Source organism: Spirosoma flavum, assembly GCF_042686045.1.
Taxonomy (GTDB): Bacteria; Bacteroidota; Bacteroidia; order Cytophagales; family Spirosomataceae; genus Spirosoma; species Spirosoma flavum.
Genome location: NZ_JBHUOM010000001.1, coordinates 31,870 through 56,430 on the forward strand (window position 1 = coordinate 31,870; position 24,561 = coordinate 56,430).

General features: G+C 47.4%; 20 protein-coding genes. 9 read left to right on the forward strand and 11 right to left on the reverse strand.

What is annotated here, in order from left to right:
* The first annotated feature begins 11 nt into the window (after positions 1-11).
* The 4 genes from ACFS25_RS00110 (at position 12) to ACFS25_RS00125 (ending at position 3,252) form a co-directional block, all read left to right on the forward strand.
* On the forward strand, positions 12-1,292 hold the full coding sequence (locus tag ACFS25_RS00110; protein ID WP_381496332.1) for a metallophosphoesterase: 1,281 nt from the start codon (positions 12-14) through the stop codon (positions 1,290-1,292).
* Between the two features lie 57 nt (positions 1,293-1,349).
* Positions 1,350-2,222, forward strand: coding sequence for a dienelactone hydrolase family protein (locus ACFS25_RS00115; RefSeq protein ID WP_381496333.1), 873 nt, complete (start codon positions 1,350-1,352; stop codon positions 2,220-2,222).
* Between the two features lie 149 nt (positions 2,223-2,371).
* Positions 2,372-2,821 (forward strand): hypothetical protein, encoded by a 450-nt coding sequence (locus ACFS25_RS00120; protein WP_381496335.1) that lies wholly within the window; start codon positions 2,372-2,374, stop codon positions 2,819-2,821.
* A 101-nt stretch (positions 2,822-2,922) separates the two neighbouring features.
* Positions 2,923-3,252, forward strand: coding sequence for a hypothetical protein (locus ACFS25_RS00125; protein ID WP_381496337.1), 330 nt, complete (start codon positions 2,923-2,925; stop codon positions 3,250-3,252).
* Positions 3,253-3,331: 79 nt separating this feature from the next.
* On the opposite strand, the gene ACFS25_RS00130 is transcribed toward ACFS25_RS00125, so the two are convergent.
* Positions 3,332-3,763, reverse strand: coding sequence for a gamma-glutamylcyclotransferase family protein (locus ACFS25_RS00130; protein WP_381496339.1), 432 nt, complete (start codon positions 3,761-3,763; stop codon positions 3,332-3,334).
* A gap of 68 nt (positions 3,764-3,831) precedes the next feature.
* Here ACFS25_RS00130 and ACFS25_RS00135 point away from each other — a divergent pair, with 68 nt between their 5' ends.
* Together ACFS25_RS00135 and typA are read left to right on the forward strand one after the other, a co-directional pair.
* The gene (locus ACFS25_RS00135) at positions 3,832-4,032 is read left to right on the forward strand and encodes a hypothetical protein (RefSeq protein WP_381496341.1); all 201 of its coding nucleotides are present in this window, start codon (positions 3,832-3,834) and stop codon (positions 4,030-4,032) included.
* Positions 4,033-4,283: 251 nt separating this feature from the next.
* Positions 4,284-6,098 (forward strand): translational GTPase TypA, encoded by a 1,815-nt coding sequence (typA, locus tag ACFS25_RS00140; protein ID WP_381496343.1) that lies wholly within the window; start codon positions 4,284-4,286, stop codon positions 6,096-6,098.
* A 90-nt stretch (positions 6,099-6,188) separates the two neighbouring features.
* Here the strand turns inward: typA and ACFS25_RS00145 are convergent, their stop codons facing one another.
* The 9 genes from ACFS25_RS00145 to ACFS25_RS00185 all read right to left on the reverse strand — a co-directional run bounded on the left by ACFS25_RS00145 (position 6,189) and on the right by ACFS25_RS00185 (position 13,367).
* Positions 6,189-6,401 (reverse strand): hypothetical protein, encoded by a 213-nt coding sequence (locus ACFS25_RS00145; protein ID WP_381496345.1) that lies wholly within the window; start codon positions 6,399-6,401, stop codon positions 6,189-6,191.
* A 67-nt stretch (positions 6,402-6,468) separates the two neighbouring features.
* The gene (locus tag ACFS25_RS00150; RefSeq protein ID WP_381496347.1) at positions 6,469-7,050 is read right to left on the reverse strand and encodes a hypothetical protein; all 582 of its coding nucleotides are present in this window, start codon (positions 7,048-7,050) and stop codon (positions 6,469-6,471) included.
* An 8-nt stretch (positions 7,051-7,058) separates the two neighbouring features.
* On the reverse strand, positions 7,059-8,348 hold the full coding sequence (locus ACFS25_RS00155; protein WP_381496349.1) for an LVIVD repeat-containing protein: 1,290 nt from the start codon (positions 8,346-8,348) through the stop codon (positions 7,059-7,061).
* Positions 8,349-8,480: 132 nt separating this feature from the next.
* Positions 8,481-8,915: a hypothetical protein gene (locus ACFS25_RS00160; protein WP_381496351.1), complete on the reverse strand. Its 435-nt coding sequence runs from the start codon at positions 8,913-8,915 to the stop codon at positions 8,481-8,483.
* A gap of 2 nt (positions 8,916-8,917) precedes the next feature.
* A complete protein-coding gene (locus ACFS25_RS00165) occupies positions 8,918-9,361 on the reverse strand; it encodes an META domain-containing protein (protein ID WP_381496354.1) in 444 nt (147 codons plus the stop codon).
* Positions 9,358-10,617 (reverse strand): serpin family protein, encoded by a 1,260-nt coding sequence (locus ACFS25_RS00170; RefSeq protein WP_381496357.1) that lies wholly within the window; start codon positions 10,615-10,617, stop codon positions 9,358-9,360. Before ACFS25_RS00170 ends, ACFS25_RS00165 begins: the two co-directional genes overlap by 4 nt.
* A gap of 102 nt (positions 10,618-10,719) precedes the next feature.
* Positions 10,720-11,193: a hypothetical protein gene (locus ACFS25_RS00175; protein ID WP_381496359.1), complete on the reverse strand. Its 474-nt coding sequence runs from the start codon at positions 11,191-11,193 to the stop codon at positions 10,720-10,722.
* 12 nt (positions 11,194-11,205) lie between these two features.
* On the reverse strand, positions 11,206-12,801 hold the full coding sequence (locus ACFS25_RS00180) for a hypothetical protein (RefSeq protein WP_381496361.1): 1,596 nt from the start codon (positions 12,799-12,801) through the stop codon (positions 11,206-11,208).
* Positions 12,798-13,367: an RNA polymerase sigma factor gene (locus ACFS25_RS00185; RefSeq protein ID WP_381496363.1), complete on the reverse strand. Its 570-nt coding sequence runs from the start codon at positions 13,365-13,367 to the stop codon at positions 12,798-12,800. The genes ACFS25_RS00180 and ACFS25_RS00185 overlap by 4 nt, the downstream gene beginning before the upstream one ends.
* A 232-nt stretch (positions 13,368-13,599) precedes the next feature.
* Here ACFS25_RS00185 and ACFS25_RS00190 point away from each other — a divergent pair, with 232 nt between their 5' ends.
* Together ACFS25_RS00190 and ACFS25_RS00195 are read left to right on the forward strand one after the other, a co-directional pair.
* Entirely contained in the window at positions 13,600-14,457 is an 858-nt protein-coding gene (locus ACFS25_RS00190) for a sugar phosphate isomerase/epimerase family protein (RefSeq protein WP_381496365.1), read from the forward strand.
* Between the two features lie 13 nt (positions 14,458-14,470).
* Positions 14,471-17,548 carry a PVC-type heme-binding CxxCH protein gene (locus ACFS25_RS00195; protein ID WP_381496367.1) on the forward strand — a complete coding sequence of 1,026 codons (3,078 nt, stop codon included), beginning with the start codon at positions 14,471-14,473 and terminating at the stop codon, positions 17,546-17,548.
* A 23-nt stretch (positions 17,549-17,571) separates the two neighbouring features.
* Here ACFS25_RS00195 and ACFS25_RS00200 read toward each other — a convergent pair whose 3' ends face one another.
* Complete coding sequence (locus ACFS25_RS00200; RefSeq protein ID WP_381496369.1) at positions 17,572-18,153, reverse strand: peptidylprolyl isomerase; 582 nt, start codon at positions 18,151-18,153, stop codon at positions 17,572-17,574.
* 144 nt (positions 18,154-18,297) lie between these two features.
* Between ACFS25_RS00200 and ACFS25_RS00205 the strand changes: the two genes are divergently transcribed.
* On the forward strand, positions 18,298-24,447 hold the full coding sequence (locus ACFS25_RS00205) for an alpha-2-macroglobulin family protein (protein ID WP_381496371.1): 6,150 nt from the start codon (positions 18,298-18,300) through the stop codon (positions 24,445-24,447).
* Positions 24,448-24,561 lie beyond the last annotated feature (114 nt).

The window sequence follows — 24,561 nt, forward strand, 5'->3', positions numbered from 1 at the left end:
ACGAGCAAATTATGAATCGTACTGTTTTATTTTTCATTCTCCCCGCCATTCTACTTTTGATTGACTGGTATGTTTTTCAGGCCGTTAAAACACTCAGTCGGTCGGCTACCGAAAGTACCCAGCGAACGATTGCCTTACTCTACTGGGGGTTCACCGCTTTGTCGTTGCTGCTTTATGTAGTTATGCAGTTGATACCGCCCGACTCTATTAGCCGCAATACGCGCACATTTCTTTGGGCGATTATTGCTATTCCATATTTCTCGAAAATCTTTGCCGTACTCGTTATTTTGATTGATGACATTGGCCGGTTTTTCCGCTGGATTGTTTCGCTCTTCTACAAACCTGAAATGCAGGAAGCCGTTGAGGATACTACCCGCACAACAATGCCGTCTACCGATGCCATTACCCGTTCCGATTTTTTGATGAAAACGGCCGTTGTTGTGGGGGCTGTGCCACTGGTTGGTTTTACTTGGGGCATAGTGTCGGGAGCGCATGATTATCGGATCCGGCGTATTAAACTTCCCCTAAAGAATTTGCCCTCCGGTTTTCATGGTATGACCATTGCTCAAATTTCGGATATTCACTCGGGCAGTTTTTTCAACAAAACTGCCGTGAAAGGTGGTGTCGAGATGTTACTTGGCCAAAAGCCCGACATCGTGTTTTTTACCGGCGATCTGGTCAATAGCCATGCCGAAGAAGTGAACACGTATATTGATGTATTCAATAAAGTAAAGGCGCCCCTGGGTGTATATTCAACTTTGGGCAACCACGATTACGGCAAATACGTGCAGTGGCCGACTGCCCAGGCTGAGCGACAAAACGTGTTGAACGTGATAGCCGCCCACAAGCAGATGGGCTGGAATATCATGCTGGACGAAAATAAGATTCTGGAACAGAACGGCGACAAAATAGCGCTCATCGGTGTGCAGAATCTCGGTTTTGGTCCAGCCGCACTGCGGGCCGGAAATCTGGCGAAAGCTTATCAGGGTGCAGAAGATTATCCAGTTAAACTCTTACTCTCCCACGACCCTACCCATTGGGACGCCGAGGTTCGGCCACAATACAAAGACATTGACGTAACCTTCAGCGGACACACGCATGGCGCGCAATTCGGTGTTGAAATTGCCGGTGTGAAATGGAGTCCAGCGCAGTATTTCTATAAGCAGTGGGCTGGCTTGTATCAGGATGGTGACCAACGGCTATATGTTAACCGGGGCTATGGTTATATTGGTTACCCTGGTCGCGTCGGTATTCTGCCAGAGATTACTATTTTTGAATTAGTGAAGGGCTAATGCCTAACTAATTCCTTACGCATGCAGTTATCCTGAACAACAAATCATCGTGTACTTATGAAAATTATATTTATTACTGGACTATCCTTCTTTATGTCGCTGTTTTCCTATCTGAAACCAGCACAACCTAAAGAAACGGCGATTCCGCTCTGTCATGTACCAGCCAAATTGTTGGTGGGAAACGATATGTCGGCAATGGCTGCTGACCCCGCTTTCCAACGGCTGCACGAGGCTCCCCTACCCTTTACCTATACAGGTGCGGGCGAAATGGTCAAGTTCTCAACGCCAGACGGCCAATCAGCGAACGGATTTCTGCTAAAAGCGAAGAAGTCCTCGAATAAATGGCTGCTGGTTTATCAGGAATGGTGGGGTCTGAATGATAATATCAAGCAACAATCCGAAACGTTTTACAACGACCTGAAAGACGTAAATGTGCTGGCGGTTGACATGTATGATGGTAAAGTTGCCACCGAACCAGCCGAAGCAGGCAAGCTGATGCAGGGTGCTAACAAAGATCGGCTAATGAGTATTCAGAAGGGAGCCATCGCCTATGCCGGTTCGAAAGCCGAATTTGCCAGCGTTGGCTGGTGTTTTGGCGGTATGCTGTCGTTGCAGTCGGCCATGCTGGAAGGCAAGCAAGCCAAAGGCTGTATAATGTATTACGGTCGGCCAGAGCAGGACGTTGAGAAACTGAAAACACTCGATACCGATGTACTGGGCTTCTTCGGTAGCCAGGACAAAGGCATTACGCCGGAGTCAGTGAAAACGTTTGAAGAAAACATGGCGAAAGCTGGCGAGAAGGTGACCGTGAAAATATATGACGCTGGTCATGGCTTCGCTAACCCAAGCAACCCGGTTTATAATAAAGAAGCAGCCACCGATGCTTATAAACTGGCTTTAGCTTATCTAAAAAATAAATTGAACGCGTAAGTTTTGTCGTGTACTATTCAGGAAAAGCCTGACTGCTATCTAGTGGTCAGGCTTTTAATTAAACTTTAACCAGTTTCTATTCGTTTTCATTAAACGTGGGGGTTTATGATATGTCTAACTAACAAATCGGGTGAAAACCTACCATAGCGATGAAAACGACAAAATGGAGTGGAGTTATAGCTGGTCTGTTGTTAGGCGTGGCTACAGTTAGTTTTGGACAAGTCTACGGACCTGGCAACGGCTATGGTCAGGCTTACCCAAATGGTGGTTATAATCAAAACTATCCAAATGGTTATGGGCAGTCCTACCCAAATCAAGCTTACCCCAATGGGTATAATAATGGCTACGGCCAAAACTATCCGAACGGTGGTTATGGTCAGGCTTATCCAAATGGTGGTTATAATCAATACGGACAAGTATATCCTGTTCAACCTCAGGTGGTCATTGTTCCGCCACGGGTAGTAATTGGTCCTCCCGTGGTCTATGCTCCTCCAGTAATTATTCGTCCATATGCAAACTATGGATATGGCGGTGGCGGCCGTGGTGGTTTTGGGGGCGGTAGAGGTTTTGGCGGTGGCCGTGGCGGGCATCGCTGGTAAACGAAACAGGCTAAAATAAATGTTTGGACTAACTACCATCAATTGGGTTCGGTTAGTCCAAACCCTTGGTAGATGGTTCAATAAATTAATAAAGAAAAATCATGAAAACGATAAAACTCTTGCCTTTGCTGGCTGCTGGTTTACTGGTCGTTCTGATGACCAGCTGCGGCCCGTCTTATGTAAATACGGGCGGCTACGGGTATAGTCCTGGTTATTACGGTGCCCGTCCTTATTATGGCTATAACTATGGATACGGCTATAGGCCTTACGGCTATTATCGCCCACCCGTAGTTATTCGTCCGCAGCCACGTTATTATTCGCCATCACCACGCAACTACGGCGGTGGTAGTCCTAATGCTCGTGGCGGATATAGCGGTGGCGGCCGAGGAGGCTATAGTGGTGGTGGTGGTCGTTCACGCGGACCACGTTAAGTAATTGATTATTAGTTTACATAAAAGGCCCCGACTCTTTCTAAAAGTTGGGGCCTTTTATGTAGATGTTGACTGTATATCAGGCCGACCACTTAAACGGGACGCTGATGTGTTGCGCGTAATCGCCCGATTCAATAAGAGGTTTATCGTCAATTGGTAAATTGTACAGATAAACCCAACAGTTTTCTACTATATCATTAAAATGAACGGGAACAACCGACCGAATATATTCAGTTGGCTTCTCAAACTGATCACCGACACCTTCGTAATAATCCAGATAGGTTAGAATAGCTGCTTTCTGATTGCTAATATCGAAGACCGTACCACACACACGAGTGGGGCAGTTTTCCTGATATATAGCACCGGGATAACTGCCCATATCGAAAACCTGACCCGCAAATGAGCCGTCGCCAACACAGCGGCCCCGCTGACGTAGATACTGAGAAAACGTATTATCGAACGGTGGGCGAAGGGTTCCGTAAACAATAAGAAAGTCGGGGTTGTGAGTCATTTAACAAAAAAATGGTTGCATCCTGACGAAAGTAGTTGATTTGACGTTAGGTAAGAAATGAGCCGGTTATGAAGAAGACAAAAATCATTCTGATGATTGCCGCATCGCTGATGCTGGTTACTGCACCTCTGGAAACGATGGCGTCTAAAAACAGTACAGAATTAACAACTATCGGAGGCAAGCGAAAAGGGTATAAACAGAAGCGTGGTGGCCTGTTTAATACAGGTCTTTTTCGCAAGAAAAATGCCTGCGGGTGCCCGAATCATTAAGCAATTGTTAAGAAATTGTACTTATATCATAGTCAGGCCCTTAGATGGGCTTTTTTTCGTTTATTTAGTTGTAAAAATCTGTGTTTCAGCGTAAAATTTCGTACCTTTGCGGCCTAGAACTATTTGAACCTGGGTTTTTCAGATTAAGCGATTAAGCTGATTTGGTTTTTTAGTCAAAAGCTAATACCATCGTGAAAATCCGTTGAACACGGTAAAGACCAGTGTTCAGGTTCAGACAATATTTGATTTGTATGCAATCAATTCGCAATATAGCAATCATCGCCCACGTTGACCACGGCAAAACGACTCTGGTTGACAAGATTATTCACGCATCCAAGCTCTTTCGGGACAACCAGGAATTTGGCGACCTGATTTTGGACAGTAACGACCTCGAACGTGAACGGGGAATTACGATCGTATCGAAAAATGTATCGATACGTTACAAAGACGTTAAAATCAACATCATTGATACGCCGGGCCACAGTGACTTCGGCGGTGAGGTTGAGCGCGTACTGAAAATGGCCGACGGTGTTTGTCTGCTGGTTGATGCCTTTGAAGGCCCTATGCCACAGACTCGCTTCGTATTAGGCAAGGCTCTTCAATTAGGGTTGAAGCCGATTGTTGTCGTTAATAAAGTCGACAAAGAAAACTGCCGTCCCGACGAAGTATACGAACAAGTATTTGACTTGATGTACAACTTGGGTGCTACTGAAGATCAGTTAGATTTTCAAACGGTATATGGCTCGTCGAAACAAGGTTGGATGGGTCCGGATTGGAAAACCCCAACCGACAACATCACGTATCTGCTCGATACCATTGTTGAAAACATTCCGCCAGCGCCCATGAACGAAGGGTTGCCACAAATGCAGATTACCTCGCTTGACTATTCAACCTTCGTTGGTCGGATTGCCATTGGTCGTGTGCATCGTGGAACGCTGAAAGAAGGGAGTACCATGGGCCTCATTAAGGCAGATGGCACAGTGAAGAAGGTAAAAATCAAAGAACTACAATCCTTTGAAGGACTCGGCAAAGTTAAAGTAGCTGAGGTTGCCTGTGGTGATATCTGTGCCGTTACGGGTCTTGAAGAATTCGAAATCGGTGATACACTGACTGACTTCGACAACCCGGAAGCACTACCGCGTATTTCGGTGGATGAGCCAACGATGAACATGTTGTTCACGATTAACAACTCGCCTTTCTACGGTAAGGAAGGTAAGTTCGTGACATCACGTCATTTACGTGAACGCCTTTACAAAGAAATCGAGAAAAACCTGGCTCTGCGTGTAGAAGCTACCGATAGCGAAGACCGTTTCCTGGTCTATGGTCGGGGTATTCTTCACTTGTCGGTTCTGATTGAAACCATGCGTCGCGAAGGATACGAATTGCAGGTTGGTCAGCCACAGGTTTTATATAAAGAAGACGAAAAGGGTCATAAACTGGAGCCCATTGAAACCCTCGTGGTGGATGTGCCGGAAGAAACAGCTGGTAAGGTTATTGAATTAGCTACCCAACGCAAGGGCGAATTGCTGATCATGGAGCCAAAAGGCGACTTGCAGCACCTTGAGTTTGAAATCCCATCGCGTGGTTTGATCGGATTGCGTTCTAACGTCCTGACGGCTACGTTTGGCGAAGCTGTGATGAGTCACCGGTTCAAAGAATATCAGGAATATAAAGGGCCAATTCCTGAGCGTATCAACGGCTCGCTGATTTCAATGACCAGCGGTCAGGCTACGGCTTACTCGATTGACAAACTTCAGGATCGGGGTTCGTTCTTTGTTGAACCGGGCGATGAAATTTACGCAGGTATGGTGATTGGCGAACATAATCGCCAGAACGATATTGTGGTGAACGTGCAGACGGCTAAACAATTGACCAACATGCGGGCTTCTGGTTCGGATACGAACGTTCGGATTGCACCGAAAATCTCGTTCTCGCTCGAAGAGTCAATGGAATATATCCAGAAGGATGAATACCTTGAAGTGACGCCCAAGTCGATGCGGATTCGTAAAGTTTACTTAGACGAAAACGAGCGGAAACGCAATCAGGGTAAATTCGCAATGGCATAATACAAAACCTGTAAGTCCTTGATGGACTTATAGGTTTTGTAATCAAAAAGCCCCGCCTGAATATTCAGGCGGGGCTTTTTCTGTTTCCTTTTAAAACTTATTATTCAGGAAAGGTCTATCTGAGTGAGAGGCAAAGGCAGTCCGTATTTTAGGCGGAAATACTGTCGTCGGAGTTGCAATTGTTTCAGTTTGAAAACCTGCCTGTGCATCTTTAGGCTCCGTATAAGCAGGATGACGATGCACATGATAATAGCCAGCTACGAATAGCAAGCCTCCTATAATTAATAAAGCTGTTTTTTTCATAACTAACGGGATAGAACTTATGAATGGGGGTAACTATGTTCAAAACAAAAATTATCTACACATTGTTTCAAAAGGCGATTCCCACCCGAAAACACATTCGATTGTAAATCCGGTGTTCGTCGCGTTGAATATCGTTTCCGGAAATAGGTTTTTGGATATCGGAAGTTTGCCGTTTGTATGTAAGTGATAACACAAACGCTGTTGCAGAGGGTTTTCCAACCCGCAAAGCAACCCCCGGATTTATCATCCAGCCCCCACTAACATTGTAGCCAGTGGAGCCTTTGTGAAGCCAGGCAAACCCATAGCCCGCATCAGCAACGGCAAGTAGACGCACATTTCGGTGTGGATGGCGAGCTAAGTCGAATCGAAGTCCCGCGCCAACAGGCATCAATAGAGCAGCCTTATACCAGTCAACACCTACAATACCACCTATCGCCAAACGATGGCTTACCTGAACACCGTTGAATGTTTGTGCTGTGAAACTGAGTCGATTCTCAACCGTTTGAGCTGTTGTGACTCCAGAAGCTACCCGGCCAAATAACCCGCCAAATTCTGTATAATTTACGTAAAGCGGTCGCTGGAAAGCCGGTTGAGCGTAGCTGTTACCGAGAAGAAATACCAGCATGAAAAATGGAAGAAGTCGTTTCATAGCCATGCTTAGTAATACGTTGGTCGGCTAACCGGAATATGACTCAATTGGCGAAGTTGACGCGGATTACTGGCATCAAATTGGTAAAACCCGTCTTTACCGATTAAGAGCAGTGATTTTTCTAATGGAATAACATCAAAAGCGTTTAAATTCTCAATATGCTGCAACAGGTTGCGGTCAACATTCATCACATCACGTATGTCGAACGATTTAAGGCCATACGCGCCTTCACAGATGAACAGATTTGGGTAGGAAATGCCCAATCCATGCGGGTTGCGCATCGGGTAACTTTTAAGCAAACGTGGATTAACCAAGTCGGTAATGTCCACAACATCGAGTTGATTCGTAAAGCCACCACACTGATTCCCCGAGCGCAGGGTTACGTAGGCAATATTATCATGCACAACTACCGGATCGCACACGCGGGCGTGTTGAAAAACGGACAAAAGCACTGGTTTTTCAGGGTTGGCATTATCATAAATATGCATTCCCGTTTGTGAACCGATAAACAGCTTGTCTTTGTAGGGAAAAATGGTTTCGATACCCCAACTCATTTGTATTTTGTTGCCTACTTTCGGTTCTGCCGGGTTCTTAATGTTGAACAGTTGCATGGCTGATTGATTGACCGTATAGAGGTAATCATCATACAGGGCAAACCGCGCCATGGAACCGGCCACGCCGTTCGTCGTTGAACTTCCTGAATTGTCTGAACTGGCCGAATTAAAAAAAGCACTCGAAAAAATACCACCTGTCCACCCTCCGGCGGGATTGACACCTTCGTCACAGTTTGTATCAACCGTCTCGGTTACATAGCTGACTTTCTGGTCATAAAGCATCTGATTCGGTGCATCATAACTCCACCAACCTCCTTCAAACGAGCCGTTGGGAAATACATCCTGTACACGATTTATGGCCTGAACAGAACTTGGATTGCTAATATCAAAAGCAATCAGGTCCATGTAGCTGTCAGCGTACAGAATGTTGTTTCGAATGGCAATATCGCCGTTGCCCGGAATTCGGATGAATGCCACCGGCTTCGGAGCTGATGGGTTTCTGTTGTCAATAATGTGAATTCCCTGTTTTAATTCGTTGATGAACAGGAACTGGTCTTTCGTGTAAATTTTTCCCGGATTAACCAGTGGCTGAGGAGCTTCTGTCTGAACGCCCAGCCTGAGTTGAGTAGCGGTGAAGCTAACAGGTGAGTAACGTCGGAATGTCCGGGTTTCTTTACAATTATCGGTGCAACCTGTCAAAGACAAAAGCGGCAGTATAAAAAGAAGTAGACGGTTTGTTTTCATACACAGGATTTAGTTAGGGGTTATGCCTATGATTCTGCTGACCGTGAAAGCGTTGTGAGTGGATGAAAAAAAATTACCCGGCTGTCTTTATTACGGCCGGGTAATATTGATTTTACACAAAAAGACTAGCAATTATTGACGTTGATATTCGTAGGTCGAGCCGTCGGCAATGGTTACACCGACCGGGCTGATTTCTGATAGGTATAACTTGTTGTCGGTCAGCCGAAATGTCTGTTGAGTTGTGTCTGCAAGGAAATAAATCGAGCCTTCACTACTGCCACCATTCGGAAATGATAGAGAATAGTCACTGGTTTGACTCGGTATTCCATTTCGAGCACGCCGATAGGTTCCCTTTGTGTCAGAACTGGCCCGAAACGATAGGGTTTCAGCGTACCCCGCTTCGGCTGCTGTAACGGTCTTTTGCGTTAAACTATACGTGATTTTAGTTAGGGTCCACTCACCTTCTAATGGCGCTGGCGGCTGGACACAGCCACAATCTTTATGTTCACAGCCCAGAATCAGGCCAATGGTTAAAGCGACAATGAGTTTACTCTTCCTACTAGTCATTATTAGTTCATTCGTTTATATACCATTATATGTGGCGGTGCACCGCCGTGAAACAGGCGAAGTCGATTGTCAGCTGTCAATTCGTAGCGTACAGCAGCTTCTAAATTAGCAAAGTACGTTTTCTCAAATGTCGTGGCCTCGGGCGTTCCGCCTACTTTCGTACTGGCTAAGTTATCGGCTGACATCATGCCATCTAAAGTGGCAAATAATCGTAGGGTATAGCTATTCACTGAAGATTTTCCACTGGCCAGAAACGGTGTGATATCATGCGGTGGGTTATCCTTATCATACGCAAAATGGAGAGTCACGGCATACGACGAATCTGGTTCAACAAGCCGCCAAGTTCCAATCAAATGCGCTATCTGCGGGGCTACTACCGTTTCCTTCTGACTACACTGACTTAGTAATAATAGGAGTAGTAAGGAAACTATTGTTCTGTCTCTCATGAACTTGTTTTAGTCGGATCGGCAATTTTGCCTACAAATAACACCGTTCCTGACGACTTCTCGTGAATAACGATCACAAAGGGCCGGTCACAAAGTATGGGCAGTTGCACCGCCGTTGTCGAAATACCCCCTGTCGTTACAGCGGCAGCTTCGGTGCCTGTCTCATCTACGGCCACGAATGTATTCTGCTTCACAAAACTCAGGGTCAAACCACTTTGTGTACTTATTTTCGTGAAGTCGGCATGGTCAGTAAACGCGGTTGGCATCCCCATCGCACTTAGCGTGTTGTTCAGATTGACTTCATAACTTAACGTGAACTTCGGCAGCCCGATATCCATCGTTCCTTTCGTCATGTCTTTCTGTAACTGCGTCCATTCCGTGCTGTTAAGGCTATTTATTAAAGCGTCAGCTGTTGTGTTTTCTGCGGGCAGCAATACAGTCATTGAATAGGCCGGGCCGCTGGTCTTGTCAGCCCCATAAGGAAGCTCAAACGCCGTATACGTAGGACGAAATGCGCGATTTAGCTCGGTATTGAGCCGCATCATACGCACGTTGGTCGTGGCGTCCGATACAAGTTTGAACGGGGCATTGATGGTTTTGGTGGCATCAAACTGCGTTGTCCAATCGCCTTTGAAATACAACGCATTCAACAAAAACAGGATGTTTTCCGGCTTTATCTGATCAATTACCTTTGGGATTTTACCATTGGTTTTCTGACTGGCCCAACTATTAATCGTATTGACCGTAGCGGGATTATTGAAATCCTGAGCCGAAATTTCCGCGTTGAACGTCTGTTTCAACAAGTCCTGAAACGAATTCTCGACCAAAAAGGTGTTTCTATACCAAACTGAATTTGCCAGCGTCACGGTCACCTTTGAATCAACTGCAGGAAGATTGGTTATCAGATTCCGGTAGGTCGCATTCGCTTCGGTCAGTGTTTGTGCGTCCAGCTTCAACGTTTTTTGTATTTCCTGCGCCGTCTGGCCATTCGCCCCATTCATAATCATACCCAGAGCAATATGGAGGCTTAGGGGCGAGATAAATATGTTTTTAGCCTGACCTTCCAGTGTATTTACCCGTTGAACCAGATCAAACGCGAACTGGGTAGTCTGGTCGACAAAAGGAGCCGGAACCCGTAATTCACTTACTGTGCCTGTGTCGGGCATGGGGCTAACGTTTGACGTATTACAGCTAACGGCGGTCAGTAGCATTCCAACTGTGGCAGCGGTCAATATTGAAAAAGGGGTCGTTTTCATAACGTACGTTGAATAAATGATTGGTTCAACCACAGACGAGAGAACGATAGTTGTGAACTATGCTAAGTGGTTTTGTCGTTTCAGGACATCATATTTATAGGCTTACTTACAGGCTTTGAACGCAGTTCTTTGCGCACGAAGGGCCTCAACCAGCGATTCAAAACCTGGAATTGTTGTGCCATACTCAAACGTAACCCGGTGTTTCTGCTCGCCGGTCTGCAACTCAATGTACTCGGCACCACCGTCGGCGCAGTCAGGACAGCCCCGTGTTTCGGGCTGCTTGCTGAATGTCTCCAGATTCGCAGCGGCTCTTAATGTATTCCAGGTGGCCTGATCAATGGTCGTTTGGCAGGTCTTTATTGGATTTTGCGCCAGTGGGCGACCCGTTTGGGTAAGCGTAACGCTGGTTCCGTTGAAAACATACTCATTTACGCAATAACCAACGCACATACCAAACGACGTGCCTGTACGAATAGTCAGCTCGTTGGCTGACAATGGCTCTGCCGACGATATTGTGCTTTGTGTGCAACGGCCCAAAAGCATCAAAAACAGCAGCGCTATACCAGTCAGTTTCATAGTTGTAGACAATTAAAAGTGATAATCAACCCCGAAACTCATTCCCGTAGAGGTAGGATGACTTTGCACCTGCGAGTCAGTTTTTGTGCCCAGTTCTAACGAAGGCTGATAAACACCGGCTAGCGAAGCCGACCACCGACGCGATGGCCGATAACGGAATCGAGCCCCCATTGTAGCCGATAATGATAAAGGCCGATAAACGCCATCTTTATTCGTGATTACCAGCGCGTCGCCAACGGTATTACGTACAAAAATATTGGTAAGCAAGCCACCTAACACGGCCATACTCAACCGTTTGCGGGGGCGAAACTGATACCCTACCTGAACGGGAACCTGCATGTATTGGTAATTATTATTGATCGTTTGCAGATTCCGGTTGTCATAAGATGAGTTTGCCTGGCTCGTACCAGCCACCAAACCCGTATAATTTGCCGCCGGTGCATTGCTCGCCTGATTGCTGGCTTTCGAACTATTCCGCAGGGCATCAACATATAAATTGTTGTTTGCTGAATTTCGGTTGGCAAGTAAATCCATTTGGGCCGTAGCCATTGCCTGTTGACCAGGGGTCTCAACCGTTGAGTTTCCCGAAAGATACCCAATGCCTGACTCCACTGACCAGTGTTCGGTTAGTTGGACACCCGCCCCTGCCTGATATGCCACCGAAAAATTAGCCCGACTGTTGACCGATGACTGGTTCGATGTGGATGATGAAGCAAGAGCCGCGCCAGAAGACTGCGCTGATCGTACCGATACGGATGGATTGAACGCGCCCGGCATCATACTTACCGATGCCCACATTTCCCGGGCTTTGTGTTGCGATTTACTCACTTCCGGCTCCATCGTCGATTCCGTTGGTCGAATCCAGACAATCCGCTGAATGGTGCTTAATGTGCGCAAACGCATTGGTTTTCCTGTGAGCGAATTGAAGGCGACTAACGTGGTTGATTTTCGCTCACTGTTGCGTACTACTGCACCTTCGTTGGCCGCATACGGAGCAATTGCCATTCGGCTGGCCAAATATCTGGACTCAATGGGTGTTGTAACTAGTAAGACTGAAGCCAACTCCGTTTGGATTTCCATTGACTTGACACTAGGAAATGGCTTGGTGGCTGTTCGAGTAGTTACTCCCCCCTGCGATTGTAAGCGCAACGATTGATCAATTGAGCCACCCGCTGGGCGTACCGGCCTTGGTTGTAATTTAGTAGCGTAAGCCGTCGCTTCAGCTTGTTCATTACTGGCTTTATTTGTTGGCAACACAGTTGATGCCATCGATGGCAGGTCAGGAGCAACCGCTACGTTTCTGGTTTGGTTAGCTTTTTGCACCCGCGCCACGGATCGGGTAACCGATTCGGTCTTAACCGCCCACCAGCCTACTAGTAGCAATGTTATCGCAGCCGCCAAGCCAGTACCCCACAGCAACGGACGTGACGATGCCAGTCCCGTTCCCCAGAGCGGTAAAATTTTTGGTCCGTTGGACTCATCTAACCGACGTTCGACGGCCGCCCAAACGCGTGGTGGTGGCGTTTCGGCGGCTTCCTCAAATGCCTTCCGCCAAAAATCGTCCGGTAGGTTTTTTTCTAATTCATCCATTTCATTGCCGTTGTTCATGATGGGCGACCTTGGGCGGGGTGCCCATCTGCAAACCGTTTATCCGATTGTAATTTCTGTTGTAATAAGCCCCGTGCCCGGGAATACTGCGATTTAGATGTGCCTTCTGCGATGTCGAGCATTTCAGCAATCTCTGGGTGGTTATAGCCTTCGATAGCATACAGATTAAAAACCGTCCGGCAACCGGGCGGTAATTCCTGAATGAGTTGTAGCAGGTATTGGTAGTTCAACGCTGGCAAACTTTCGTCGGCTTGCGGCAACGTCGAGGCCAGTTCCTGTACGTCGGAGGTGTGTTCCCACGGCTTCTGTTTGCGTATGGCTTTCAGGGCAGTATTAATAACTATCCGTTTCAACCATGCTTCCAGCGGGCACTCGAACCTAAATGAGTCGATATGCCGGTAAATCTTTACAAATGCATCCTGCAAAACGTCTTCAGCTTCATCTGGATCATGTATATACCGTTTACAAATGACAAAGAGCTTCCCGGCAAACCGCTCATAGAGCTGTCGCTGGATAACTCGGTCCTGCCGACGGCACCCTTCTACTAATGCGTATTCATCCTGCATAGCAACGTTGACACTCCAATGACCTCATTAGGAAACAAACGGTTGGAAGCAGTATAAAATATTTTCATTTTCATTTATGGTTAGACTGTAGAGTAAACAGTGCTTCGATTGTCAGTATGCTAAGCTAGGTATAACAACTGTTCACACGAAAGGGCCGATAGTAGAATTAAGATAGTTTATGTTGAATATTTCATGGATATGTATCTTTGAGAAACATTATCAATAACTCCAGATGAATCGTCGTGATGCATTGCGTTACTCGCTTGGCGCTGGTTTCTATACGCTGGCACACTCCGCTTTTTCGGAAACAGAAATAACAAAAGCTCACCTCAAAATTGGTGCCTGTGATTGGTCTATTGGTCCGGCGGGCGATATAAACGCCTTTAACGTGGCTAAACAAATCGGTCTTGATGGTGTTCAAGTAAGCTTAAATACGGCTTCTGATCATGAACACCTTCGAAACCCGGACACACAGCAGGCGTTCAACAACGCGGCTCGTCGGGCGGGCGTTCAAATTGGGGGGCTGGCTATTGGTTTGCTGAATGAAATTCCCTACAAATCAGACCCGCGTTCTGAAGTGTGGGTGCAGGATAGTGTGGATGTGGCAAAAGCCCTCGGTGTGAAGAAAATTCTATTGGCTTTCTTCTCGAAAAATGATTTGAAAAATGATCCGCAGGGTACCAAAGTGGTTATTGAACGCTTAAAAGCAGTTGCTCCGAAAGCTGAAAAGGCTGGTGTAGTGTTGGGAATTGAATCGTGGCTGTCGGCTCCCGAACATTTGGCCATTCTGGAGGCCGTTGGTTCACCAGCCGTGAAGGTTTATTATGATGTCTGCAACTCGACTGACATGGGCTATGATATTTTCACCGAAATTCGTATGCTCGGTAATGACAATATTTGCGAAATTCACCTAAAAGAAAACGGTTATCTACTCGGTCAGGGGAAAGTCAATCTGCTTAATGTTCAACGGGCACTAAATGACATTGACTACACTGGCTGGCTACATATAGAAGGGGCTGTTCCCAAAGGGAAGCCGATGCTTGACAGTTATATTGAAAATAACAAGACCGTGCGGTCGCTATTCGTGTGAAAAGAATTTTGTCATGAGAATCAGTAATTTATCGCTTGCCCCGCTCCCATTCGTTTTGACAACGCTTGGTTTTTTATACCTGGCCGGACAAACATTCCGACCAACTGCCGACTTGGTTATGCCAGTGTCAACTAATGAACCGTTCCGGCAACAGAGCCTGATGGCTGGGGCAGATTCGACCATGCTCTACCTGCCCAACGACCTCGAAGCCACCCTGTGGGCCGAGGCTCCTATCTTTTATAATCCAACCAATATGGATATCGATGTTAAGGGGCGGGTATGGGTTACGGAAGCTGTCAATTACCGGAAATTTAAAAACGAAGCCGCCGGGCGACTCAATCATCCCGAAGGTGAGCGCATTGTTATTCTGGAAGATACCAATGGCGATGGAAAAGCCGATGCCAGCAAAGTATTCGTGACCGATCCTGATCTTGTATCGCCCCTTGGCATTGCCGTCATTGGAAACAAGGTTATTGTTTCTTGTTCGCCCAATCTGGTCATCTACACCGATGAAAATGGCGATGATAAACCCGATAAAAAAGAGATTATGCTGACCGGGTTTGGTGGGTTAGATCATGACCATTCACTTCATGCGGTGGTAGCCGGGCCCGATGGTAAATACTACTTCAACACCGGGAATGCCGGACCACACATAGTGACCGACAAAGATGGCTGGACACTACGGTCGGGGAGTTTGTATGTGGGTGGTACCCCATATAATAAAATCAACCACGGCAATCAGGTGAGCGACGATGGCCGCATCTGGACCGGTGGCTTGGCTCTGCGCATTAATCCTGATGGGTCTGACCTAAAAGTAATGGCGCATAATTTTCGTAACAACTACGAAATTGCTCTGGACTCCTACGGGAACATGTGGCAAAACGACAACGACGATGAGGTGGTGGCTTGCCGCACGAGCTGGCTGATGGAAGGAGGAAACGCCGGGTATTTTAGTGATGATGGCACCCGCACCTGGCAAGCCGATCAGCGTCCTGGGCAAGCGGTGCCCACGGCGCACTGGCATCAGGAAGACCCTGGGGTGATGCCCGTTGGCGATATTACAGGCGCGGGATCGCCTACGGGTATGGTCATGTATGAAGGCGATGAACTTGGTTCACAATACCGGGGAATGCTGCTGAGCGCCGATGCCGGACGGAATGTGATTTTTGGCTATAAACCAGAACCCTCTGGGGCTGGGTTTCGGCTATCCCGCACCGATTTTGTCAGCACATTTCCTAAAGTAGACGCTAATTACAAGTGGGATGCCGTTACGAATGATACCCGTAAGTGGTTTCGTCCCAGCGACGTAACCGTTGGAACAGATGGATCTATTTACATTGCCGATTGGTATGATCCTGTTGTGGGTGGTCATCAGATGCAGGACCACAAAGGCTATGGCCGTATTTATCGCATCACGCCCAAGGGTAAAAATCTGAGAACGCCCAAAATAGATTTGCGTACTACACAGGGACAAATTGCCGCGTTATTAAACCCTGCTGTAAATGTACGGATGGCTGGGTTTGAGGCTCTTGCCGAGCAGGGTGAAAAAGCCGTTGAGCCGGTGTTGGCCCTTCTGTCGTCGCCAAATCCTTACTACCGGGCGCGCGCTATTTTCCTGCTTGCCCAACTCGGGGCTGAAGGTCAGTTTGAAGTAGAACGACTGCTCAAGGCTGTTGACGCGCCCGTTCGAGTGGCGGCTCTCCGGGCCTTACGGAGTATTACCCCCGCAAATTCTAAATCGAATCCTGCCCTTACAGCCTCGCAACGGGCATTGTTGCCGCTCATTGGTAATTTATCTTCCGACCGCAGTACCGCTGTTCAGCGCGAAGTTGCCATTGCTGTGCGTGATGTTCCTTTTAATGAGTGCCGGTTTATACTGAGAAATCTGGTGAAAGGCTATGATGGGCAAGATCGCTGGTATTTGGACGCTCTCGGTCAAGCTGCTGACGGAAAAGAAGAAGCCCTGTTTGCTGATATTCGCCAAACGATGCCCGAAAATTCTGTCGAGTGGGACCCGCGAATGGCGAACCTCGTTTGGGAATTACACCCGACATCAGCTGTAGCGATGCTGAAAAAACGCGCTGAAGCTTCATCCCTTACTGCCGCTGCCCGACAACAGGCTATTGTAACGATAGGTTTCATTAAAAGCCAGAAGGCGGCTCAGGCAATGGTCGATTTATCAAAATCAGTCGATACAGATATTGCGAAACAGGCAACTTACTGGATGGGTTTCCGCCGTAGTAACGACTGGGCTAAATTCTTAAATTGGGAGGAAATAATGCCCACAAAGGTGTCGAAGGAAGAACAGAAGATGATGACTAGTCGGCAAATACTGTTGGATGATTCTAAGACCGATTCCGAAAAGCGAAGAACAGCTCTCGAAATGGCCCGTGATCCCGAAGGCGGCAGAATTCTGGTTGGGCTGGTAGCAGACAAAAAACTGTCTGATAAGTTAACCAAAGCTATAACGGCAACGATTCTGAAAAACCCGGACCAGAGCGTTCGGACAATGGCGAAAGAATATTTTTCGACCAAATCCGAAGCGCCGATTGTGGTGGAAACCGCTCCTGTTGTACATTCAGTTCAGACGGCAACCGCGGAAACAACGCCCGCCAAGGTTAATAATGCCGATATTGTCGCCACGACTAGTTCAGACCCGGCAATTGCGCGAATTGCCGGGCTGACAGGCGATGATCGGGCTGGCCAAATCGTCTTTAAGACGAACTGTGCTACTTGCCACCGACATGGTGAGCAGGGGAACGACATTGGCCCGGAACTGACGAAAATTCACCAGAAATTTGACAAGAACAGTTTGTTAGACGCTGTCATCCATCCAAGCGCAAGCGTTGCATTTGGCTACGAACCCTGGCTGATTACGACCAAAACCGGCGAAGCATATTACGGCTTTCTGGTTAGTGACAGTGAACAATCAGTGGTTGTTAAGGGTATAAAAGGTCAAAAACACGCTATTCCAGCCAATCAGGTTCTCTCGCGTCGACAGTACAAAACAAGTCTTATGCCCGCCCCGACCGCTATGGGTCTAAACGACCAGCAACTAGCTAATTTAGCCGCCTTTTTGTTGAAGCAGTAGATACACCAAATTAAAAAACAGGGCTACTTGATTGTATAACCCTGTTTTTTTAATTCTGAAGCCGTGAGATTGATTATATTCACATCCAGCTTAATTGGCGTTAGCGGCTTATTTGTGGAGTCTTTCTTAACCGCAACGATAGCATCAATTACATCCATTCCCTTAAAAACCTGCCCAAATACGGTAAACTTATCGTCAAGACGGTGTTCACCCTTCTTATTTTGCACAATATAAAACTGACATCCTGCCGAAAGCATCTCCGGGTTATTATCGCGTCCGGCACCAACCGCTCCGTATACATGTCGCAGGGTTGGTCGAAATTCCGGCTTCAACAAATAAGGTGATCCGGCAAAACCCGCTGGAGTGTCTGGACAACCGCCCTGAGCGACAAAATTATTGATTACCCGATTGAAGGTAAGTGTATCCCAATACCCTTCATTAGCCAGTTTTACAAAGCTTGCCTTATGAGTGGGAGTTTCATCATATAGCCAGAAAAGTACTTCACCCATAGTCGTCTTGATTTGCCCTACCGGATAGGTTTTTTCGACCTTGGGAGGATGAGTGAACGAGAAAATGTACGCTAGTAAAAGTAAAATAGCAGGCATAACATCCGTAGTTAAATGATCAGGTTGGGTTAAAGATACTTACAGAAACGGATTAAACCCTTTTACCTAAACCAGAATCATAGTAGTGAACGTTGTGGAAAAACACTCCTATCTTCATCTATTTCGGCAACCTACCGTCACACCATGCATCCTTACCTATCTGTTTTTTTTGTTTTAATTGCCCTAGCTGCATCGGCACAAAACCGTTCGCAACCCGAGTACACACGCGACTGGAAACGTGCTGACTCGTTGGCTACTAAAGGGCTTCCTAAGTCGGCGTTGGAAATTGTTAACCGAATTTATAAAGAAGCGAAAGCGGCCCATAATTACCCGCAGGTTGCCAAGGCTGCCATGCACCGCATGATTTTCCGTAGTTATTCGGATGAAAATGCGTACGTTGAATTAGTGAAGTCGATCCGAACCGATATCGTTGATACGCCTGAACCAGCAAAATCGGTCTTGCAATCAGTACTGGCCGATATGTACTGGCAATATTTTCAGCAAAATCGCTATAAGTTTTATGATCGCGCCACGATAGGCCGCGCAACAACAGGCAAGACTGCGCCCGGCGTTACCCCAGATAAGCCTGAAAAACCGGCTGACTCAACGGCTGATTTTGTGACTTGGGATGCCCACCAGCTTATTGATGCCGTGACAACCGCTTATCTGGCGTCGGTGAAAGCAAAAGAGTTACTCCAAAAAACGCCCATCGCAACTTACGACGCCCTCCTCGATAAAGGTGATGCAGACGCCCGCCCGCTTCGCCCCACGCTCTACGATCTGCTGGCACATCGTGCGATCGAATTTTTTCAAAACACGGAGCCTGACCTGCTTAAACCAGTTTTTAAGTTCGAGTTAGACCAGCCTGCCTACCTTGCCGGACCGGACTTATTTGCAAAATTGACCATACAAAGTCGCGATTCGCTATCAGGTCGTTATCAGGCTTTGCTGCTGTACCAGCAACTGTTGACGTTTCATCTGCCGGATACTAACCCGGACGCGCTAGCCGACGCTGATGTACTCCGGTTGGCTTTTGTCCATCGGTATAGCGTCGTACCCAATAAGGACTCGCTTTATCGGCAAATACTTGAAAAGCAGATTACTACAACCAAAAGCCAGCCTACCGAAGCGGTATATGGGTATCAACTGGCTAAGTTTTTGGCAAACTACGGCGTTCCTGTTCGTCCACTGGATGATGGAGATGACGCTGTATCAGAACCAAATCAATCCCGATGGAATCATAAGCAAGCCGCCGACATTTGCCGGGATTTGATCAAACGGTTTCCAAAAACACTGGCCGCAAAACAGGCTGCTCAGTTACTGAACCGGTTGCTGTTACCAACCTATTCGGTACAGGTTGAGCAGGTAAATGTCCCGAATCAGCCGTTTCGGGTATTGGTAACTTACCAAAATGTCGTTAAGGTATTGTACCGAATTGTCAGGATAAATACGGCAGAAATGCAAACATACTGGGACAATGTTGGCGACGAGAATCAACAAAAAAAGGTATTCAATACGTTGTTGAAACGGCTTGCCGTCATTGAAAAGTCGGTTACCTTGCCCGATGACGGAGACCTGAACAGTCATTCAGTTGAGATGCCCGTGTCTGGTTTGCCAACAGGCCAGTACATTGTGCTGGCCACCACGGACGATAAATTTCAGGCAGAAACGGCACCAGTGCAATATGCGGTCTTCACGGTTTCGTCGCTCGGTTATGTGCTATCGCCTATCAATACGCCCGAACTAAACAAAACGGTTTACGTAACCAACCGGATGACGGGTGAGCCTGTGAAGAAGGCATCTGTTGGCATTGTGCAGACAAAAACACTTGTACTTGCTGATCCCCGCAATTCATTTCGAACGGATGCTAATGGGCAAGTTAAGGTGCCAATGGGCAATATGCCGCTGCAAACCAGCTTTCGATACCTGCTAACGGCTGGCGATGATACCCTACTTTCTGATCAGCAATTTTATTACAACTATTACGGAAATCAAAATAAGGAAGCGGTTCAGTCCAACGTCAAACTCTTCACCGACCGGGCCATTTACCGACCCGGTCAGCTAATCTATGTCAAAGGTTTGCTGTATGATGGCAAAGTAAATCAATTTGGTGTCGTTGCTGATCGGGACGTAGCCGTTGAACTGCTTGATCAGAACGGCGAGCGCGTAGCTCAACAAACGCTCAAAACCAATGAGTTCGGTACGTTCACGGCCAGTTTTACGGCTCCGGTCGGGCGGTTAACGGGTGTCATGATCTTACAAACACCGTTTGGAAGTACTAGTGTTCGGGTAGAAGAATACAAGCGGCCAACGTTTGAGGTAAAGGCTAAACCCATAAAACAGTCGTTTAAACTGGGCCAGACTATCACACTTACCGCAGAGGCTAAAACCTTTTCTGGCGCGGTTGTCGATGGGGCCGAAGTGCGCTATCGAGTGGTACGAAAACTCCGGCCACGTTGGGAATGGTGGTCTATGTACCGGGGTGGAGGTTCCTCAAACACAGGTCAAACTGAGATTACCAATGGAACGACGAAAACAGATGCCCAAGGAATTATAAATGTTGTATTTACAGCCTCCCCTGATCTTGAAAAATCTCGTCAGGATAATCCCATTTTTGAGTTTAGCATAACGACTGATGTAACAGATCGGGCGGGCGAAACGCGTAGCAGTACCCAAACTCTTCGCATCGGCTACTCGGCCCTACAAGTTAGTTTGTCCATTCCGGCGCAGGTGGAGACCGATAAACCAATCGCCTTCCCCATAAAAATTACGAATCAATCGGGTGAGAAAGTAGCGGTAAAAGGGCAAGTGACGATTTATAAACTGCAACCACCAACTAGGCTTTTGCGTAGTCGCCTGTGGACCCGGCCTGATCGTCAACTATTGGGTCGCGCTGAGTTTGAGCGACTATTCCCGAATGATTTGTTTGCCAATGAAAACGATCCTCGTTTCTGGCCCAAAGGCGAAATGGTACAGCAACAGGCTATTCAAACGCCAGCCGATTCGCTCATAAAACCGGACTTAAGTCGCTTTACTCCCGGCGAATACGTTGCTGAATTAACCGTTGTGGATTCGACGGGAGAAAAAACCAGCGACAGGACATTTTTTGCGGTCGTGAATGACAAACAGCCGGTGGCTTCTGCACGGGCTGACGATTGGGTGCAGATTCGTAAAGCCACTACCGAACCGGGGGAGGAAGCTGTCTTCTGGGTTGGAAACAGTCAACCAGGCTGGATCTTGATGACTATAGAAGAGAACCAGAAGATAGTCCGGCAGGAATGGCTGAAAACTGATGGTCGACCCCAACGTGTGGCTTTATCCGTTACTGAACGGCAGCGTGGTGGGTTTGCGGTGCATTTTGCAATGGTGCAAAACGGGCGGCTTTATCAGAAATCACAGACCATTACAGTACCATTCACCAACAAACAGCTCCAGATCGCCACCCAGACATTCCGGAATAAACTTAAACCCGGCGAACGCGAAGAATGGACCTTAATCATTAGTGGTTTAGACAAGAAACCTGCCGAATTGGTAGCAACACTCTACGATGCGTCGCTGGATTCTTTTGACAAACTAGACTGGCCAACAACATTTTACCAGCCTTACTCACCTATTTTCTATGGCTGGGAATCGGGAAGTTTTGCGGTTCGATTCAGTAATACTATTTTATTTCGTTACCGTCCGGAACCGCCCATGCCAACGCGCCGATATGATCAGTTGACGGGGGGTGGACGAAACGACATTATACGAATTCGTAGTGGATATGGCGGAGGCCGACAGTTGACCGGTGCCGTTGCCAAGATGAGCGCGAGTCGGGCTGCGGCTCCCATGCAGGATGCGTCAGCCAGTGGTCAGGAAATTATTGAATTGAATGAAGCCGTTGCTGCTGAGCCAAATGACAAATCGAAATCTAACCCAAATCAAGACCCGATTATCAACCCGCGCCGTAATTTTAATGAAACTGCCTTTTTCTTACCCCAACTTAAAACCGACGAGAAAGGGCATATAGTAATGAAGTTCACGATGCCGGAAGCCCTCACCCGTTGGCGACTGTTGGCATTCGCGCATACGAAAGACCTTAAAACTGGTACGCTTGAGCGGGAGATTATTACGCAGAAGGAGTTAATGATTACGGCTAATGCGCCCCGTTTCCTGCGAGAAGGCGACACTATCCGGCTAACGGCTCGTGTTAACAACCTAACTGACAAAACCATGTCAGCTACGGCAATCCTTAGTTTACTGGATGCTCTTACCGGCGAGCCTATCAATCAGAAACTTACAACCGGTAATCTTCAAACAGTAATGACCATAGCTGCCGGACAAGGTCAAGTTGTTGGTTGGACATTGATTATTCCAGCGGGTCTCGAAACGGTAACCTGTCGGTTAACGGCTCGTTCTGGCTTGTTCACCGATGGCGAAGAATTTACGGTACCCGTATTGCCCAATCGAATACTTGTGACTGACACACAACCATTTTGGGTGAACGGAACGGGGTCACATTCCACGGTGACTAAGGAGTTTAAACTTAAAGCCTTAACCAGTCTCTCTCCTGAATTACCTGTGCAGCATGAACGGCTAACTGTAGAGGTAACGAGTAACCCGACCTGGTACGCGCTGCAATCGTTGCCGTATCTAATGGAGTATCGTTACGAGTGTGCCGAACAGCTATTCAGCCGACTATATGCCAACAGTTTGGCGGCCCACATCGTAGTCAGCAAACCGGCTTTTAAGCAGGTAATTACAGAATGGCAGAAAACGCCACCCCGCAGTCCCTTAGAATCGAACGAGGAGTTGAAAGGCGTTATGTTGGAAAATTCGCCCTGGCTGGCTGATGCTCGCTCCGAAACTGCCCGACAAGCGAAGCTGGGACAATTGCTCGACGCTAACCGAATGGAGAGCGAACAAATTCGGGCTTTTGAGAAATTGAAAGAACTACAGACCGCCGGGGGCACTCCAGCCGGGGGCGGTTTTCGGTGGTTTGGCGGGATGGAACCCAATTTGGCTATAACATTACACATTCTGGGTGGATTTGGCCATTTGCAGAAGTTAGGGGTTCGCTTTCCTGCCGGTATGCTTTCTGAGTTGAGCGAGATGCATCTTAATGCTATCCAATATGCCGATGCCGAAATGAAGCAGTGGGTAGATGAACAGAAAAAAGAAGAGTCGAAAAAGAAAAGTAAAGTTGCCAGTTCCTGGTATTTCTTGGCCACGCAGTACTTGTATGCCCGCAGTTTTTATCTGGATAAACCAATTGATAAAGCGGTATTAGCTTACCTGAAGCAGCATGTGGCTAGTGATTGGCCCAATCAAAGTTTACAAGGGCAGGCTCTGGCGGCAATGGCTCTCCATCGGTTCGGTGATGCCAAAACGCCTGACGGCATCCTGCGCTCTCTACGCGAACGGGCACGAGAATCTGATGAGTTGGGCGTGTATTGGCCTGATAACCAAAGTGGGTTAAATTGGTATCAAACGCCCATTGAAACGCAGGCTTATCTAATTGAAGCGTTTGACGAAATTAAACAGGATCGGGCAACAGTCGATAATATGAAACGCTGGCTGCTGCGCCAGAAACAAACGCAGTCATGGTCATCAACCAAAGCCACAACCGAGGCCATTTATGCACTTCTGTTACGGGGTGGCGACTGGCTTAGTACGGGTGTAAATACGCAAGTTACTTTGGGTGGTCAGCCTATCGAAAGCCGTATTACAAAAACCGAGATAATCACTGGTTATCAGAAAGTGACTTATGCCGCTAGCGAAATCAAGCCAGAGATGGGGGTTATTCAAATCACGAAAAAAGCCGATGGTCCCGCTTGGGGTGCCTTATATTGGCAGCATTTCGAACCACTTGATCATGTTGAACCAGGTAGCGCAGGGTTGTCTGTACAGAAAACGCTTTATGTTCAGCACGATTCACCAAGTGGACCAATTATTACAACTGTAGCGTCTCAGAAGAATCTTAAACCGGGTGATCTAATCAAAGTTCGGTTGTTGCTGAAAACTGATCGGGCAATGGAATATGTCCACCTTAAAGATGGTCGGGCGTCAGGTTTTGAGCCCGTGGCGGCTTTATCGGGCTACAAATACCAGAATGGGCTGGGTTATTACGAATCGCCCCGCGATGCCAGCACAGATTTCTTTATGAGCTACCTACCCACTGGGACGCATGTATTTGAGTATGACTTGCGCGTTGCCCAGACGGGTGATTTCTCGGCGGGTGTCGCTACAGTACAATGCTTTTATGCACCGGAATTCTCTGCCCACTCTGCCGGAGAGCGAGTGAAGGTGAAGTAGAATAATGATCTGGTGGAGTCAGGTTTGAGTCATTATGGAGTCAGGTTCGAGAACCTGACTCCATAATAAATAAGCTGATTTTTTGGTAGGGTAATCAGTCACAAAGTGGCTGGG